At 64.8% G+C, this 16,749-nt stretch carries 14 protein-coding genes; 9 read left to right on the plus strand and 5 right to left on the minus strand.

Annotated features, from left to right (window positions below; translation table 11 throughout):
* Nucleotides 1-129: 129 nt before the first annotated feature.
* The 7 genes from urtA to QX121_RS11825 all read left to right on the plus strand — a co-directional run bounded on the left by urtA (nt 130) and on the right by QX121_RS11825 (nt 7,091).
* Nucleotides 130-1,392, plus strand: a complete 1,263-nt coding sequence (gene urtA, locus QX121_RS11795; RefSeq protein ID WP_315740604.1) for an urea ABC transporter substrate-binding protein — start codon at nt 130-132, stop codon at nt 1,390-1,392.
* 238 nt (nt 1,393-1,630) lie between these two features.
* Nucleotides 1,631-2,557, plus strand: coding sequence for an urea ABC transporter permease subunit UrtB (urtB, locus tag QX121_RS11800; protein WP_315811996.1), 927 nt, complete (start codon nt 1,631-1,633; stop codon nt 2,555-2,557).
* Between the two features lie 34 nt (nt 2,558-2,591).
* Nucleotides 2,592-3,731 (plus strand): urea ABC transporter permease subunit UrtC, encoded by a 1,140-nt coding sequence (gene urtC / locus QX121_RS11805; RefSeq protein WP_315740602.1) that lies wholly within the window; start codon nt 2,592-2,594, stop codon nt 3,729-3,731.
* 10 nt (nt 3,732-3,741) lie between these two features.
* Nucleotides 3,742-4,497, plus strand: a complete 756-nt coding sequence (gene urtD, locus QX121_RS11810) for an urea ABC transporter ATP-binding protein UrtD (protein ID WP_315759547.1) — start codon at nt 3,742-3,744, stop codon at nt 4,495-4,497.
* 200 nt (nt 4,498-4,697) lie between these two features.
* Nucleotides 4,698-5,387 (plus strand): urea ABC transporter ATP-binding subunit UrtE, encoded by a 690-nt coding sequence (urtE, locus tag QX121_RS11815; RefSeq protein WP_315811997.1) that lies wholly within the window; start codon nt 4,698-4,700, stop codon nt 5,385-5,387.
* Between the two features lie 36 nt (nt 5,388-5,423).
* The gene (gene fmdA / locus QX121_RS11820) at nt 5,424-6,653 is read left to right on the plus strand and encodes a formamidase (RefSeq protein WP_315740599.1); all 1,230 of its coding nucleotides are present in this window, start codon (nt 5,424-5,426) and stop codon (nt 6,651-6,653) included.
* Nucleotides 6,654-6,749: 96 nt separating this feature from the next.
* Nucleotides 6,750-7,091, plus strand: coding sequence for a zinc ribbon domain-containing protein (locus QX121_RS11825; protein ID WP_315778492.1), 342 nt, complete (start codon nt 6,750-6,752; stop codon nt 7,089-7,091).
* A 29-nt stretch (nt 7,092-7,120) separates the two neighbouring features.
* Here the strand turns inward: QX121_RS11825 and QX121_RS11830 are convergent, their stop codons facing one another.
* From QX121_RS11830 to QX121_RS11845, 4 genes are all read right to left on the minus strand, one after another.
* Nucleotides 7,121-7,945, minus strand: a complete 825-nt coding sequence (locus tag QX121_RS11830) for an MlaD family protein (RefSeq protein WP_315774212.1) — start codon at nt 7,943-7,945, stop codon at nt 7,121-7,123.
* Nucleotides 7,946-8,002: 57 nt separating this feature from the next.
* Entirely contained in the window at nt 8,003-8,719 is a 717-nt protein-coding gene (locus QX121_RS11835) for a DUF1614 domain-containing protein (RefSeq protein ID WP_315811998.1), read from the minus strand.
* A 114-nt stretch (nt 8,720-8,833) separates the two neighbouring features.
* Nucleotides 8,834-9,403: a class GN sortase gene (locus tag QX121_RS11840; RefSeq protein WP_315811999.1), complete on the minus strand. Its 570-nt coding sequence runs from the start codon at nt 9,401-9,403 to the stop codon at nt 8,834-8,836.
* 109 nt (nt 9,404-9,512) lie between these two features.
* Nucleotides 9,513-11,780, minus strand: coding sequence for a marine proteobacterial sortase target protein (locus QX121_RS11845; protein ID WP_315812000.1), 2,268 nt, complete (start codon nt 11,778-11,780; stop codon nt 9,513-9,515).
* 200 nt (nt 11,781-11,980) lie between these two features.
* On the opposite strand from QX121_RS11845, the gene QX121_RS11850 reads away from it, so the two are divergent.
* Entirely contained in the window at nt 11,981-12,754 is a 774-nt protein-coding gene (locus tag QX121_RS11850) for a helix-turn-helix transcriptional regulator (protein WP_315812001.1), read from the plus strand.
* 1,284 nt (nt 12,755-14,038) lie between these two features.
* On the opposite strand, the gene QX121_RS11855 is transcribed toward QX121_RS11850, so the two are convergent.
* Nucleotides 14,039-15,271, minus strand: a complete 1,233-nt coding sequence (locus QX121_RS11855) for an ABC transporter substrate-binding protein (RefSeq protein WP_315812002.1) — start codon at nt 15,269-15,271, stop codon at nt 14,039-14,041.
* Nucleotides 15,272-15,540: 269 nt separating this feature from the next.
* Between QX121_RS11855 and QX121_RS11860 the strand changes: the two genes are divergently transcribed.
* On the plus strand, nt 15,541-16,680 hold the full coding sequence (locus QX121_RS11860) for an acyl-CoA dehydrogenase family protein (protein WP_315812003.1): 1,140 nt from the start codon (nt 15,541-15,543) through the stop codon (nt 16,678-16,680).
* Nucleotides 16,681-16,749 lie beyond the last annotated feature (69 nt).

The following is a 16,749-nucleotide window of genomic DNA, read 5'->3' on the forward strand; positions in this document are numbered from 1 at the left end:
CCTACGCAGAGCCTACGTCGCGCTTTTGCGGTGCAGTATACGCAATCTTGCGTATCCGTGCGTTGCACAAAGCGCGCCATCCTTCGTCCGACGCCAACGCGTGTCCTCGAACCAATGAATGGGGTGCTCATGTCAGACGAAACCAAAAAGGGCCTGAAGTCGCCACTTCGGCGCCAATTGCTGATGGGAATGGCCGCGATCCCGGCGCTCGCCATGATGCCGCGGCCGTCCTTCGGCGCCGGCCCTGCAACCTCTGCAGTCAACACCACCGGCCTTGCAGTCACGGATAGCGAAGTCACCGTCGGCATTCTGCATTCGGTCACCGGCACGATGGCGATCTCGGAGACCGGCTCGGTGCAGGCCGAGAAGCTCGCCATCGAGCAGATCAATGCCGCCGGCGGCGTGCTCGGCCGTAAAATCAAGTACATCCAGGAGGACGGCGCTTCCGACTGGCCGACCTTCGCCGAGAAGGCCAAGAAGCTGCTGGTCAACGACAAATGCGCGGCTGTCATGGGCTGCTGGACCTCGGCCTCGCGCAAGGCGGTGCTGCCGGTGTTCGAACAGTACAACGGTATGCTGTACTACCCGACCTTCTACGAAGGCCTCGAGCAGTCGAAGAACGTCATCTACACCGGCCAGGAGGCGACCCAGCAGATCATCGCCGGCCTCGACTGGGTCAACAAGACCAAGGGCGCCAAGACCTTCTATCTGCTCGGCTCCGACTACATCTGGCCGCGCACCTCGAACAAGATCGCGCGCAAGCACATCGAGGGCCATCTGCAGGGTGCCAAGGTCGTCGGCGAGGAATATTTCCCGCTCGGCCACACCCAGTTCAACTCGGTCATCAACAAGATCAAGCTGACCAAGCCGGACGTGATCTACGCGATCATCGTCGGCGGTTCCAACGTCGCGTTCTACAAGCAGCTCAAGGCGGCCGGCATCGACATGTCGAAGCAGACGCTGCTCACCATCTCCGTGACCGAGGACGAGATCGACGGCATCGGCGGTGAGAACATCGCGGGCGCGTATGCCTGCATGAAATATTTCCAGTCGCTCGACAATCCGAACAACAAGGCTTTCGTCGCCGACTTCAAGAAGATGTGGGGCGAGAAGACCGTGATCGGCGACGTGACGCAGGCGGCCTATCTCGGCCCGTGGCTGTGGAAGCTGACGGTCGAGAAGGCCGGCAGCTTCGACATCGACAAGGTCGCGGCGGCCTCGCCCGGCATCGAGTTCAAGGGCGCGCCGGAAGGCTATGTTCGGATCCACGAGAACCACCATCTCTGGTCCAAGACCCGCGTCGGCCGCGCCAAGGCGGACGGTCAGTACGAGCTGATCTACGAGACCGCCGACTTGGTCGAGCCCGATCCGTTCCCGAAGGGCTATCAGTAAGCCTGCGCCGCACGCCTCTTCGCGGTGGGCCGATGAGGCGATGCAGTTGCCGCACAAAAAGTGCGCTCCCTCCCCCCTTGTGGGGGCGGGTTGGGGAGGGGGTACCCCACCCACAGCTCGTCGTGGAGGCCCCCCTCCCTAGCCCTCCCCCACAAGGGGGGAGGGAACGATCTTGGCCGCGGACACGCTGTGCCGGCGCCGATCCATTTTGCAGCAGGGCATCACGAGAGGACGGATCATGTTCGGTGACTATTCCATCGGCGACCTCGGGGCCATCTTCGCGATGCAGGGCTTCGCGGGCCTCATCCTGTTTTCGGTCTACGTGCTGATGGCGCTGGGGCTCGCCATCATCTTCGGCCAGATGGGCGTCATCAACATGGCGCATGGCGAGTTCATGATCCTCGGCGCTTACGTCACCTGGATGACGTCGAATTCCTTCCAGCATTTCCTCCCCTCGCTGTTTCCCGGCTACTTCTTCGTCGCGATGATATTCGCCTTCATCGCCTCCGGATCGCTCGGCATGCTGGTCGAATGGGCGATGATACGCCGCCTCTACAAGCGGCCGCTCGATACGCTGCTCGCGACCTGGGGCCTCAGCCTGATCCTGCAGCAGGCCTATCGTTCGGTGTTCGGCGCGCGCGAGGTCGGCGTCGAGCTGCCCGAGTGGATGATGGGCTCCTGGCAGGCGACTGACGCCATCCAGATCCCGATCAACGGCATGTTCGTGATGTGCCTGACCATCCTCATCACGATCGTGGTGGCCTACGTGCTGTTCCTGTCGCGCTGGGGCAAGCAGGTGCGCGCTGTGGTGCAGAACCGCGTCATGGCGGGCGCCGTCGGCATCAACACCGAGAAGGTCGACCGCTACACCTTCGGCCTCGGCTGCGGCATTGCCGGCGTCGCGGGCTCGGCCTTCACCATGATCGGCTCGACGGGTCCGACGGCCGGACAGCTCTACATCGTCGACACCTTCCTGGTCGTCGTGTTCGGCGGCGCCGCCAGCCTGATCGGCACCATCGCCTCCGCCTTCACCATCTCCCAGGCGCAGTCGACCATGGAGTTCTTCATGTCCGGCTCGATGGCCAAGGTGCTCACGCTGCTTGCGATCGTCGCCATCCTGATGATGCGGCCGCAGGGCCTGTTCGCCCTCAAGGTCCGCAAGTGAGCCAGCTCCGACAGCCCAACAAGAAAGCACGGTCATGATCATTAACTCGCGCTTTTTCAACCGATCAGAACTCATCGGCTTCGTCTCGCTGCTGCTCCTGCTCGTCGTCATCCTGCCCTTGGCGCTCGATGTGTTCCGCCTCAACCTGGTCGCGAAATATCTGACCTACGCCTTCGTTGCGATCGGCCTGGTGCTGTGCTGGGGCTATGGCGGCATCCTGAGCCTCGGCCAGGGCGTGTTCTTCGGACTCGGCGGCTACTGCATGGCGATGTTCCTGAAGCTGGAGGCCTCCAGCGTCGCCAACACCAAGATCCAGTCGACGCCGGGCATCCCCGACTTCATGGACTGGAATCAGCTGACGCAGCTGCCGTTCTTCTGGAAGCCATTCCAGAGCTTCCCGTTCGCGCTGGCGGCGATCATCCTGGTGCCGGCGATCTTCGCCTTCATCATCGGCGCCGCGATGTTCAAGCGGCGCGTCGGCGGTGTCTACTTCGCGATCATCACCCAGGCGATCGCGGCCATCCTGACCATCCTGATCGTGGGACAGCAGGGTTATACCGGCGGCATCAATGGCATCACCGATCTGCGCACCCTGCACGGCTGGGACATCCGCACCGATCACGCCAAACTCATCCTCTACTTCGTCGAAGTGTTCCTGCTGTTCGTCGCCATCCTGGTGGCGCAGTTCATCCGCCTGACCAAGCTCGGCCGCATTCTGGTGGCGATGCGTGAGCAGGAGGATCGGGTCCGCTTCTCCGGCTACAGCGTCGCCAACTTCAAGATCTTTGCCTTCTGCGCTGCCGCAGTGTTCGCCGCGGTCGGCGGTGCCCTGTTCACTTTGGAAGTCGGATTCATGTCGCCGTCCTTCGTCGGCATTGTGCCGTCGATCGAAATGGTGATCTACACCGCGGTCGGCGGCCGGCTGTCGATCTTCGGCGCGGTCTACGGCACGATCCTGGTCAACTTCGCCAAGACCAGCCTGTCGGAAACCTTCCCGCAGCTCTGGCTGTTCGGCCTCGGCGCGCTCTTCATTGCGGTGGTCCTTGCCTTCCCGAACGGGCTGGCCGGGATCTGGGGCGATCACGTGCAGCCGCGCATCGATCGCCTGCTGGCGTCCCGCACCAAGAAATCCGGCAATGGCGGGCTCGTCGCCAACGGCGCCCCCGCAGAGTGAGGAGACAGCGATGCTCATCGGTCATCAGCCCAAGGACTTCCTGCTCGCGGTCGAAGCGCTCACGGTTTCCTTCGACGGCTTCAAGGCGGTCAACGATCTCTCCTTCTATGTCGAGGAGAACGAGATTCGCGTGATCATCGGCCCGAACGGCGCAGGCAAGACCACGGTGCTCGACCTGATCTGCGGAAAGACCAAGGCGACCTCGGGCTCGATCCAGTTCCGCGGCAAGGAGCTGACGAAGCTGCGCGAGAACGAGATCGTCAAGGCGGGTGTCGGTCGCAAGTTCCAGACGCCGTCGGTGTTCGAGGATCTCAGCGTGTTCGAGAATCTCGAGATCTCGTTTCCGCGCGGCCGCACCGTGTTCGGCTCGCTCACCTTCCAGCGCGACGCGGTCGTCAAGGACCGCGTCGAGGAGGTCGCCGAGATGATCTTCCTCAAGGACCGTCTCAAGACCTCGGCCGCCGAGCTCAGCCACGGCCAGAAGCAGTGGCTCGAGATCGGCATGCTGCTGATCCAGAACCCGGACCTGCTGATGCTCGACGAGCCCGTGGCCGGCATGAGCGTCAGCGAGCGCGCCAAGACCGCCGAGTTGCTCAACCGCATCATCAAGGATCGGTCGGTGCTCGTCATCGAGCACGACATGAAGTTCGTCGAGGACATCGCGCACAAGGTCACCGTGCTGCACCAGGGTCAGATCCTCTCTGAAGGCACGATGGAGCGGGTCAAGAACGATCCCAAGGTCGTCGAAGTCTATCTGGGGCATTGAGCGATGATCGCGATCCTGTTCGCTCCGAATGACGCCGCGTTCCCCTCCCCCTTGTGGGGAGGGGTTAGGGGAGGGGGCCCACGGCGGCAGTCTCGCTTGGGGCCACCCCCCTCCCCAACCCTCCCCCACAAGGGGGGAGGGAGCGCTCTGCCGATGTTGCTGCAGCCTCATCCAAGTTCATCACTTTGCAGGAGCCATTGATGCTCGCAATCTCCGATCTCCATGTCGCCTACGGCCAGAGCGAGGTGCTGCATGGCCTGAACGTGAAGGTCGCGCCCAACGAGATCGTTGCGATCATGGGGCGCAACGGCATGGGCAAGACCACGCTGATGAAGTCGCTGATGGGCATCCTGCCGGCCAAGAGCGGTTCGATCGCGATGGACGGCGCCGAGCTCGCAAGCCTGAAGAGCTATGAGCGTGTCGCCAAGGGGCTCGCCTACGTGCCGCAGGGCCGCATGATCTTCTCGACCATGACGGTGAAGGAGAACATCGAGACCGGCCTCGTGGTCTCCGGCGAGTCCGAGGTGCCCGCCGACATCTACGAGCTGTTTCCGGTGCTGCTGGAGATGAAGGGCCGCCGCGGCGGCAATCTCTCCGGCGGCCAGCAGCAGCAGCTCGCGATTGCCCGTGCGCTCGCGACCAAGCCCAAGGTGCTGCTGCTGGATGAGCCGACCGAGGGCATCCAGCCGTCGATCATCAAGGACATGGCGCGCACCCTGAAGCGCATCCGCGACGAGAAGGGGCTGTCGATCGTCGTCTCCGAGCAGGTGCTGAGCTTCGCGCTCGACATCGCCGACCGCGTGCTGGTGATCGAGAACGGCGAGATCGTCCGCGACGATCCGCGCGAGTCCGTCGATGCCGCGCAGGTCTCGAAATATCTGTCCGTCTAACCACTCCGTCCAAGCAAGCAACAAGGGGAGCTTCTGATGCCAGACACATTGATCAAGGTCGATCTGACCAAATCGGCCTATGAGAACGACAAGGTGCACAACCGCTGGCACCCTGACATTCCGATGGTGGAGTGGGTCAATCCGGGTGACGACTTCATCATCGAGACCTATGACTGGACCGGCGGCTTCATCAAGAACAACGACTCCGCCGATGACGTGCGCGACATCGACCTGTCGATCGTGCATTTCCTGTCCGGCCCGATCGGCGTCAAGGGCGCCGAGCCGGGCGACCTCCTGGTCGTCGACCTGCTCGACGTCGGTCCGTTGAAGGAGAGCCTGTGGGGCTTCAACGGCTTCTTCTCCAAGCAGAACGGCGGCGGCTTCCTGACCGATCACTTCCCGCTGGCGCAGAAGTCGATCTGGGACATCAAGGGCCTCTACACCTCGTCGCGTCACGTGCCGGGCGTGAACTTCGCCGGCCTGATCCATCCCGGCCTGATCGGCTGTCTGCCCGATCCGAAGCTGCTCGCGACCTGGAACGAGCGCGAGACCGCGCTGATCGCCACCAACCCGACCCGCGTGCCCGGTCTCGCCAACCCGCCGTTCGCGCCGACCGCGCATGCCGGACAGGCCAAGGGCGACGCCAAGGCCAAGATCGGTGCCGAGGGCGCCCGCACCGTGCCGCCGCGCGAGCATGGCGGCAATTGCGACATCAAGGACCTGTCGCGCGGCTCGAAGATCTACTTCCCGGTCTACGTGCCCGGCGGCGGCCTCTCGATGGGCGATTTGCACTTCAGCCAGGGCGACGGCGAGATCACCTTCTGCGGCGCCATCGAGATGGCCGGCTGGCTGCACATCAAGGTCGACGTCATCAAGGACGGCGTGGCGAAATACGGCATCAAGAACCCGATCTTCAAGCCGTCGCCGATCACGCCGAACTATCGCGATTACCTCATCTTCGAGGGCATCTCGGTCGACGAGGCCGGCAAGCAGCACTATCTCGACGTCCACATCGCCTATCGCCAGGCCTGCCTCAACGCCATCGAGTACCTGAAGAAGTTCGGCTACTCCGGTGCCCAGGCCTACTCGATCCTCGGCACCGCGCCGGTGCAGGGCCACATCTCGGGCGTGGTCGACGTGCCCAATGCCTGCGCCACGCTGTGGCTGCCGACCGAGATCTTCGACTTCGACGTGATGCCGTCGTCGGCGGGGCCGATCAAGCACATCACGGGCGACATCCAGATGCCGATCTCGCCGGACAAATAGCGGTCTCCCTGCGCGATGGGTGCGGGACGGCAGCGTATCCGCCGCCCCGCATCCGCCGCGTGAGATGGAGATGATTGTTGCGCAGGAGACGAGACGATGCCGGTCTATGAATATCTCTGTGATACATGCGGACCATTCACCGACATGCGCCCGATGGCTGAATGTGATGAGCCGCAGGTCTGTCCGCAATGCCAGGACATGGCGCCGCGCGTGATCCTCACCGCACCCGCCTTCGCCTGCATGCCCGCGGAGCGGCGAACGGCGCATGCCACTAATGAGCGCAGCCGCCACGCGCCGCAGACGGTCGCGGAATACAAGGCGAAGCACGGGCCGGGCTGCGGCTGCTGCTCGCCGAAGAAGTCGCCGCGGTTGATGACCAAGACCAGGAGCGGCGCCAAGGGCTTTCCGACGGCGCGGCCGTGGATGATCAGCCACTGAACGCGAGGGGCGGCGCGATCCGCCGTCCCTCAGCGTGACGCCGGCACGCGGCGCGGACCCGGACCCGTCGGCTGGCCGCCGAACTTGACAGTCATCGCATTGGCGCCGTCGCTGATGTCGAGCAGCGTCTTGCGGCTCTCGTCGATCACCTTGGCCGATTTGCGCTTGAAGCTGTCGACGAGCTCGCGCATCGACTTGATCTGATCGAACAGCTGTCCGGGATTGCCGTCCGCGAAGCCGGGAATGGCGCCGTCGATCCTGGTCACGAGCGTGTCGAAGCCCTTGAACACGTCCTCGGCCTTGTCGATCGCGGCGTCGATCGCTGCGGTCTTCTCCTGCAGCGACGCCGTCTCGGACTCGAAGGTCTGCAGCGCCTCCTTGATGGCCGGTGCATTGCTGACGATGAATTTGTCGACGTTGTGCACCGTCTCGACCATCGTCTCCTGGTCCTTGAGGTCGGCCGTCAGCACCGGCACCCCGTCGCGATCGAACGGCACCGGCGGCGCCGTCGGCGCGCCACCGACCAGCGAGATCGCGGCGATGCCGGTCAGGCCCTGAAATTCGATGCCGGCCGTGGTGTCCTTGCGGATCGGCGCCGAATTGTCGAGCGTGATCATGGCAACGATCTTGCGCGGGCTTTCGAGGTTGATCGAGAGGATCTGCCCGGCCTGCACGCCGTCGAAATTCACCGGGCCGCCCTTGCGCAGGCCCGCCGCCGAGCCGCCGTCGAACACGACGCGCATGACGCTGCGCTGCTGGGCGATCCGCGCCTTCTGCTTGATCAGGACGCCGCTGATCCCGGCCGCAACGGCCGCGATCGTCAGGGTTCCGACGATGAGATTGATCGCGCGCATTCCGTGTCCGTCGCTGCCTCTGCTCGATTTTAGCCGTTAAGTCTTCCGGTTGGAAGCTCAGCGCGCGAGCCCGGGCCGGGACGGGGCGGCGAGGCCCGCGAGCAGCACCGCGAGAATCCCGGTCAGGAAGATACCGTCGAAGGTTCCGGCGCCGCCGATCGAGGCCACGGGCGCGCCGAGGCTGCCGATCTTGTCGAGGTTCATCAGGTCGGCGCCGACCAGCGTCCCCATCGAGCCGCCGATATAGGCCAGCGGCGCGGCATATTCGCGCGACAGCAGGAACGCCAGGATCGCGGTCACGACGACCGGCGCGAACACCGGCACGGCGATGCCGACGCCCTGCACCGGCGTCGCCATCGCGTGGATGATCACCGCGATCACCAGCACCGCGATCGCGGCGCGCAGCCAGAGCTGGTAGCGCAACATGAGATAGGTCGACATGATCGTCGGGATCACGGCGCCGCCGACATTTACGGCGAGGAGGGTGCCGGGCCATTGATGCACCAGCGGCACGACATACTGCATGCCGAAGAAGTCGATGATCTCGCCGGAGCGCGCGACCTGTCCGGGCAGCATGGTGATCGGAATGTTGAAATAGCTGCCGATCAGCGATCCGAACAGCAGCAGCATCGCGGTGCCCGAGCTGACGCCGAGCTTCATGTAGGCGTAGCGCAGGATGCCGAGCTGGATCAGGACGATCAGGACGCCGAACGCCAGCACCAGGATGGCGAAGAAGGCCGGCGTGATCGGCAGATATTGGACCTGGGAATGCATGTCGAAAGCGTTTGAGATGTGGGCCTTGCCGTCCCCGTAGGATCATTCCACGGGGACGGCAGGGTGACAAATGGGCATTCGTCGCCTGGTTCCCAAGAGCGGCCATGCTCCCGTTCATTTGCCCGCAGCGATCATCGTGGTGTGCAGCACATAGCGCTCCGCCCCCTGTGTCAGGGCATCGAATGGCCAGCAGGTCGACAGCACCAGTTCGGCTCTGGCGGTCGCCGGATCGATGCCGGAGGCATCGAAGCGGACGACACGGGCGGCATCGGCGCGATAGCGGAAGCTCTTGCCGTCGCGCCTGACGATGTCGATCTCGTCGCCGATCCTGATGTCGCGCAGGAAGCGGAAATGCGTGTCGCGGTGCGCGGAGTACACCGCGATGCCCGGCTGGCCCGGCTCGGCACTGCCTTCGACATGGCCGGCGCCGAAGGCGAGCGCCTGGCCGCTGGAGCCGGCCAGCGCAATGGTGGAGACGCCGAGGCGCTTCACCTCGATCCGCGCCACCGGGACCGTGTCGGCCCAGGACCACGGCTTGACCGGCCGGCCCGTCGCGATGGTCCTAGTGAAGGCGCGGTCGAGCAGTACTTGTGCGACGATCGCCTTGGCGTGGATGAGAGCGCCGTGACCGAACAGGGCGAGGCCGACCAGGCCAATCGCGAGCGGGATGAGGACACGAGGCATGAACTCTCCTTTCGTCATTGCCAGGAGCGAAGCGACGAAGCAATCCAGAGTCGCGCACCCGGCCCTGGATTGCTTCGTCACCTTCGGCTCGTCGTAATGACGCCGTTAGTTAGTTGGCAGCCCGCCGCCGAAGGGCGGCGAGCCAGATCAGTTCGAGCATCAGGATCCCCAGCCCGAGCAGCATGCTGAGCTCGGCATCGGTTGCCGTCTTCGGCAGCGTGATCGTGGCGGGCGCCGCCGGCACCACCGGCCGCTTCAGCGCGGCGAGCTGGATGTCGCCGTCGGCTTCGGCGCGGCGGTCCTTCCGCATCGCCGGCATCCCACCGCGCTCGCCGAACACCTTCTCATAGTCCCAGCCTGCCGGCAGGTTGAACGGCAGCTCGGCGAGCCTCAGCGGCTCGCCATCGGTCCGCCGCGGCGTCTTGTCGACGGCGACGAGGCTGGTCAGGCGCGTCACCAGCTGATGCTCCAGCGCGAGCTTCAGAATCGCGCCGTCGGCTTCCTCTGATGTCATCTGCCGCATCGTCTGTGCCACCTCGGCATCGCCGATCTTGCGCCGGGCCCACAGCTTGGAGAGGCCCTTGCCTTCGGCGGCGCCTGACAGCGGCAGCGTGATGGTCCAGGGCTGGTCGCCGATGCGGCCCTTGAGCTGCAGCGATCCGGCGAGGCGGTCGAGTTTCGTCGCCAGCACCAGCGGCTCGTCGCGATAGACGTCGGGCAGCACCGCGGGCGTCAGATCGGCCGAGGCTTCCGAGAACGTCGCGGTCAGAGCGGTCACGGCCGGGTTCTCGAGCTTGGCGAACAGGCCGCGCATGCGCTCCTCGACCTGCTCGACCGAGCCGATATGGGTGAAGGCGCCGCGGCCGAGTTCGGCGGCGCGCGTCATCAAATAGGTGTTCGGTGCCGAGCCGATGCCGACCATGAAGATGCGCGAGCGGCCGCGCATTGCGGTGATGGTCTCGAATAGCTGCTGCTCGTTGCCGATGGCGCCGTCGGTGAGGAATACCACCTGCCGCACGCGGTCGCTGTCGCTGCCATCATCGGTCAGCGCCGCGCGCATCGCCGGCACCATCTCGGTGCCGCCGCGCGCGTCCAGCGAACTCACGTAGCTGGTGGCGCTGCCGACATGCTCGGCATCGGCCGGCACCGAGGACGGAAACAGCACCGTCATGGTGTCGTCGAAGCGGATCACGTTGAAGCGATCGTTCGGCTGCAGCCGTCCCAGAGCATAGAGCAGGCTGGCCTTGGCCTGGCGGATCGAGGTGCCGCCCATCGATCCGGAATTGTCGATCACGAAGATGACGTCGCGCGGCTGCGGCCGCTGCGCCGGCGCTGCCACGGCAGGCGGCGTGACGAAGGCGAGCAGATAATCGGCATCGCCGACCTGCTCGTGGAACAGTCCGACCGTAGGCATCGCCGTCGTGGCCGGCTTCCAGGTCAGCTCGAAATCGCGATCGGCCGGCACCACGCCCTTCGCCAGGGTCACGACCCGCGTGTTCGCATCGGGGCTGTCGATGGTCACCTGGTGATGATGGCTCTTGACCTCGCCGAGTGCGAAGCCGGCCTGCAGCCGCACCGTGATCTTGGTCGGGTTGACCGGATCACTCTTGGCGGGGTCGAGCACCTCCGGCGAGATGCGGTCGCGATCAGGCACGGGATCGCTGCTCGCCGCGCCCCAGCCGTTGCTATCAGGGCGTAAATCGACGCTCTGCACGATCGGCGCCGGATTGTAGCGCGGCGCGACCACCAGCGGCACCCGCAGCGAGAATTCGCCGCCACTCTGCGCCACCGGTTGCTGATACTCGATCTGCACCAGCACGGTCTCGCCGGGGCCGATATTGGCGAGCGAGTTGGTGAAGATGTTCGGCCGCTCCTGCTCGGTCAGCGCCGCGGTCTTGCCGTCGCGCTTGGCCTGCTCATAGATCACCTTGGCCTGTTGGCGCGGCTTGATGTCGCCGACCACGACGCGGTCGCCGACGATCATCTTCAGCGTGTCCACCGCGCTGTCCGGCGGCAGCGGATAGACATAGACCGCCTCCATCCATTGCGAGCTCGTGTTCTTGAACAGCTGCGTCACGCGCGCCCGCGCCGTCGGCCCTGAAACGACGATATCGACATCGATGCCGAGCCGCGGCGCCTCGGTGTAACCGAGGTCGCTCTTGAACAGCAGCGCCCCGGAGCGGGCATCGCCCGGCCTGGTCAGCGGCGCCAGCGGCCCTTCGGAGGACCAGCCAGGGGTGACGCTGAGAAACAGCGCCGCGAAGCCGACCAGCAGCACGGCGGCGGCCTGCAGCAGCAGGAATAGCAGCATGGTCACGATCCACGACCGGACCGGATGGGTGCTGCTTCTGATATCGTGGTCGATCGTCTCGCTCATCATTGGCTCCGCAACGAACAATTTCGGCCTGCCGACACTGAGCGCAGCGCGCCAGCGCCGCGAGCGGAATGGTCGGTCTTGTTCGGCCGCGGCCCGCCCGCGCCTGTCCGGTGGCGGTCGAGAGCGCGGCTGATCTGTCCGGGTTTGTGCTGATTTGTCCGTCTGCTAGAAGAGGTGGGCGTCACGCGGCAGGGGACAGGATGTCGAACCCGGACAACAGCGAGCTTTCCGACGAGCAGAGCCGGCAGGTCGCGGAGACCATCCGCGAGGAGATCGCGCGGCGCCGGATGTCGCGGCAGGCGCTGGCGGAGCAGGCCAGGCTGAGCCTGTCGACCCTAGAGAAGGCGCTCGGCGGCCGCCGCCCGTTCACGCTGGCGACCATCGTCCGGCTGGAGCAGGCGCTCGGCATGTCCCTGCGCAAGGCGCCGAGCGCGCCTCTCGCGGCGCCTGCCACGAGCGGCGGCATCGCGCCGGACAGTCTCGGCTCCTATTCGCGGCGGGCTGTGGAGTGGATCGAGGGCACCTACGTCACCTTGCGGCCGTCATTCGGCGACAAGGACGCGATCTACGCCTACCGCACCGACATCGTCTGGGACGATGCGGCGTCGTCGCTGGTGTTTCGCGAGGGCGCGCGGCTCGATGCGGCGTTCACGCAGTTCGGCGAGGTCGCCGTGCCCAACCAGTCCGGCTTCGTCTACCTCGTCACCAACCGCCACGGTCAGCACCGCCTGATCACCGTGTCGCGGCCGACCATCACCGGCGAGATGTACGGCATCATCACGACGCTGTTGGCGGGCCGCGGCTCGCTGCTGACGCCGATCGCGGCGCCCATCGCGCTGCTGCCGCTGCGCAATGTGGTGGAGCCGAGCTTCGGCCGACTCGGGACGGATGATCGACACTATGGGGTGTACCGCGAGCATCTGCGCAAGACGGTCGAGGAGCCGTTCGCACTGTTCGTGCAAGGCGTGCCGTGAGTTGTTAGGTGTAGGGTGGGCAAAGGCGCGCCCCGGTGCGTGTTGCATGCTGCGCTCCACCGCGCGCCGTGCCCACCATTCGCTCCGAATGCGCCGACGGACGGTGGGCACGCAACCGCCCTGCGGGCGTCCGCTTTGCCCACCCTACGGCAGCTGACTCCGTCGCCGCGTTCGCTAGGACGGTGCGTGTGGGAGACGCGGTGCTCCTACAAATACGCTGTCGTCCCGGCGAACGCCGGGACCCATACCCCCAGGGAGGGGTTTGAGGCTGGCTGGTCATTGGCATTTTGCCCAACACAACCGCCGCGGAGTATGGGTCCCGGCGTTCGCCGGGACGACAGCGGTGGGTGGGCGGATTCACGGCTCAAACAGCAGAAGGCCTAAACAGCAGAACGGATCGAACAGCAGACGACGGACATGTCGACGCATTCCCGCGGCACATCATGCCCGAGGTCTGCGATCAGTTCGTCCCTCCTCAAATGCAGAGGGCGCAGGGAATGCCGGGTGAAGGCCTCACCCATGGCCCGCCTGCTCAAAAAATGCAGGCGGCAGGTACCACAGGCAAAGCCGATTCAACCGGCATTCCCTGCGCGACGGTCTTCACGCTTATACGCAGTCTCCCTGGTGCGCCGGGCTTGTTGGCCACCATTCGCGACAATGCTTGCGCATTGCGCGGGACACCAGCATCGGGGTGTCAGGACGCTGCGACTTCACGTCCGCAAGCGATCGTTCGTCCGCATCCTCGTTGAGGAGAATGCTGCGATCTCTCGCGGCCATCGCATCCCCACCTCGCGTGTCGTGACGATCGCGCGCAACGCCCCTCTGCGGTGAGGCGGGATGCAGGGATACAATCATGAATTCCGAAAAATCGCAAGTAAATTATTTTTATCAGAATCCGGAGGCAAGCCGAACATCGGTTTTCTTCGTGAAGAGCAGGCTCTTGCCGCGATGTCGGTCAGCTCCCCTCCCCCTTGCGGGGAGGGGGTGGGGGTCCAACGAGTCGTGCTCGATGTGATGAGGGAGGATCTCTGAGAGACGCGAGCACGGCTTCGCGGCAGGGGCGAGGGGGGCTGAGGTCCAGAGCGCCTGATATATCGAGCGACGATTTCGATAGGCGCGGGGGCCTTCATGCGGGTCGGTGCGCGTGGACCCCCACCCCCAACCCCTCCCCGCAAGGGGGAGGGGAGCACACTGCCGTCGTTGCGAGAGCGAGGCCAATGCCAAGCCCGTGTGCTCAGACCAGCGAAACGGGTTGGCTGAAGCACACGGGACGATCTTGTCCGCCTATCCCCCCACGTCCGCGCTGATGATGTCGCCGAACAGGTCCCATTTGCCGCCCTTGAACTGCATCATCTTGAGCTGCTCGATCGGGGCGAAATCATTGGGGCCGGTATTGACCTTGATGCCGGGGATCAGGGTGTCGGGCGCAAAATCCTTCAGGCTGGCCGCCTGCTTCATGACGTTGTCGCGGGTGAGAGTGTCGCCGCACTGCTTCAGGGTCTGCACCATGGTCTGGGCCGCGGCATAGCCATAGGCGAGGTTGGCGTCGGAGATGTTGGCGCCCGGCATGTACTTGTCGATGAAGGCCATGAACTTCTTCATGCCCTCGTCGTCCTTCCACTGCGGGTCCGACGGATCCTTGAGATAGCCGGCGGACAGCACGCCTTCGGACGCATCGAGGCCGGCGGGCTTCATCACCGCGCCGATCGAGATCGAGACGTCGGTCATGACATGCATCGGCTTCCATTCCAGCTCGGCGATCTTCTTGATCGCCTGGGCGGCGAATTTCGGCGTGGAGATGTTGACGAACACGTCAGCGCCGGTTCCCTTCAGCTTGACGATATGGGAATCGATCGAGGGCTCGGTGGTCTCGTAGCTCTCCTCGGCGACGATCATGGTCTTGGCCTTGTCGCCGAGCACCTCCTTGATGCCGAGGACGTAGTCCTTGCCGAAATCGTCATTGGCATAAAAGATCGCGATCTTCGCGTTCGGCTTCTCCTTGAGGATGTACTTGGCGAAGATCCGCGCCTCGACGCGGTAGCTCGGCTGGAAGCCCATGGTCCAGGGGAATTCCTTCGGGTCGTTCCATTTGCTGGCGCCAGTGGCCAGGAACAGCTGCGGCACCTTCTTGGCGTTGTGATATTTCTGCACGGCGGTCTGGGTCGGCGTGCCCAGCGCGTTGAACACCAGGAACACCTCGTCGCTCTCGATCAGCTTGCGCACCTGCTCGACCGTCTTCGGCGGGCTGTAGCCGTCGTCATAGGAAATGAAGTTGATCCGGCGGCCGTTGACGCCGCCCTGATCGTTGATCATCTTGAAGTAGGCTTCCTCGGTCTTGCCGATGATGCCGTAGGCCGAGGCCGGGCCGCTATACGCCTCGACGTTGCCGATCCTGATTTCGGTGTCGGTGGCGCCGGTGTCGTATTTCTTCTGCGCAAGCGCGCTCTGGCTCGCCAGTACGGAAAAGGCGGCCGCGGCCGCGAATGAGAGCAGAGTCCTGGTCGTCATCGGCAACATCCCTGGGCTTCCTCGATTGAATTTCCGTGATTGTCGTTTTTGCTCTTGGCCTGCGGCGATGGTGGCCATGGGAGGCCGCTCACCGCAATCGAGTGGGCAGATGTGTGCAATGCACTGTCTTGCGTCCAGGCGCTGGCCTTGGGAACCTGGCGGAGGCCGATCGGGCGCGCCGCAGGTGATTTTGCCGGCCAGCCACTCCACGCAAGTTGATACGGGCGTTTCCGGCGCATCTTCTCCCGCGCACGAAGCAGGATCCTCCCGGCACCGCCATGACGAAAAGCCCGTTCTACACGGCCGAGCACGAGGCCTTCCGCGACGTCATCAGGCGGTTCGTCGACAAGAAGATCGCGCCGTTCGCGAGCACGTGGGACGAGGCCGGCGAATTTCCGCGCGCGCTGTATCTGAAGGCGGCGGAGATCGGCCTGCTTGGGCTCGGCTTCCCGGAGGAATTCGGCGGCGTGCCGGCCGACCAGTTCATGAAGATCGTGTCGTCGCAGGAATTGGCGCGTGCGGGTGCCGGCGGCATCAGCGCCAGCCTGATGAGCCATACGATCGGCGCGCCGCCGATCGCGCGCGCCGCGCAGCCGCAGGTGAGGGCGCGCGTGCTGCCGGAGATTCTTGCTGGGCGCAAAATCTCGGCGCTGGCGATCACCGAGCCGAGCGGCGGCTCCGACGTTGCCAATCTCAGGACCAAGGCGGTCCGCGACGGCGATCACTACGTCGTCAGCGGCGAGAAGACGTTCATCACCTCGGGGATGCGCGCTGACTACATCACGGTCGCCGTGCGCACCGGCGGACCTGGGCCGGCGGGCGTCAGCCTGCTGCTGGTTCCCGGTGACACACCGGGCCTGACGCGCACCAAGCTCGACAAGATGGGCTGGTGGGCGTCGGACACCGCGACCCTGCATTTCGGCGGCTGCCGCGTGCCCGTCGAGAACCTGATCGGCGAGGAGGGGCAGGGCTTCAAGCTGATCATGCACAATTTCAACAGCGAGCGGATGGGCATGGCGGCGAGCTGCACGGCCTTCGCCCGTGTCTGCCTCGACGATGCGATCGCCTACGCCAGGGAGCGCCAGACCTTCGGCAAGCCGCTGGCGCAGCACCAGGTGATCAGGCACAAGCTGGTCGACATGGCGCAGCGCGTGGCGGCGTCGCAGGCGATGCTGGAAATGCTGGCGTGGCGGCTCGAACAGGGCGACAATCCGGTCGCCGAGATCTGCATGATGAAGAACCAGGCGACGCAGACGATGGCCTACTGCGCCTCGGAAGCTGTGCAGATCTTCGGCGGCGCCGGCTTCATGCGCGGCATCCGGGTCGAGCGGATCTATCGCGAGGTGAAGGTCAATGCGATCGGCGGCGGCACCGAGGAGATCATGAAGGATCTGGCCAGCCGGCAGATGGGATTGTGACGCGCACTCTGTCCGCTCGTCATGCCCGGGCTTGACCCGGGCATCCATGCTGTACGCCATACAAGAACA

It is taken from the genome of Bradyrhizobium sp. SZCCHNR2028 (assembly GCF_032380995.1).
Classification (GTDB): Bacteria; Pseudomonadota; Alphaproteobacteria; order Rhizobiales; family Xanthobacteraceae; genus Bradyrhizobium.

Bases quoted from the DNA above. Each gene is read 5' to 3' on its own strand.
- urtA (WP_315740604.1), top strand. From the start codon at position 130: ATGTCAGACGAAACCAAAAAGGGCCTGAAGTCGCCACTTCGGCGCCAA.
- urtB (WP_315811996.1), top strand. From the start codon at position 1,631: ATGTTCGGTGACTATTCCATCGGCGACCTCGGGGCCATCTTCGCGATG.
- urtC (WP_315740602.1), top strand. From the start codon at position 2,592: ATGATCATTAACTCGCGCTTTTTCAACCGATCAGAACTCATCGGCTTC.
- urtD (WP_315759547.1), top strand. From the start codon at position 3,742: ATGCTCATCGGTCATCAGCCCAAGGACTTCCTGCTCGCGGTCGAAGCG.
- urtE (WP_315811997.1), top strand. From the start codon at position 4,698: ATGCTCGCAATCTCCGATCTCCATGTCGCCTACGGCCAGAGCGAGGTG.
- fmdA (WP_315740599.1), top strand. From the start codon at position 5,424: ATGCCAGACACATTGATCAAGGTCGATCTGACCAAATCGGCCTATGAG.
- QX121_RS11825 (WP_315778492.1), top strand. From the start codon at position 6,750: ATGCCGGTCTATGAATATCTCTGTGATACATGCGGACCATTCACCGAC.
- QX121_RS11830 (WP_315774212.1), bottom strand. From the start codon at position 7,945: ATGCGCGCGATCAATCTCATCGTCGGAACCCTGACGATCGCGGCCGTT.
- QX121_RS11835 (WP_315811998.1), bottom strand. From the start codon at position 8,719: ATGCATTCCCAGGTCCAATATCTGCCGATCACGCCGGCCTTCTTCGCC.
- QX121_RS11840 (WP_315811999.1), bottom strand. From the start codon at position 9,403: ATGCCTCGTGTCCTCATCCCGCTCGCGATTGGCCTGGTCGGCCTCGCC.
- QX121_RS11845 (WP_315812000.1), bottom strand. From the start codon at position 11,780: ATGAGCGAGACGATCGACCACGATATCAGAAGCAGCACCCATCCGGTC.
- QX121_RS11850 (WP_315812001.1), top strand. From the start codon at position 11,981: ATGTCGAACCCGGACAACAGCGAGCTTTCCGACGAGCAGAGCCGGCAG.
- QX121_RS11855 (WP_315812002.1), bottom strand. From the start codon at position 15,271: ATGTTGCCGATGACGACCAGGACTCTGCTCTCATTCGCGGCCGCGGCC.
- QX121_RS11860 (WP_315812003.1), top strand. From the start codon at position 15,541: ATGACGAAAAGCCCGTTCTACACGGCCGAGCACGAGGCCTTCCGCGAC.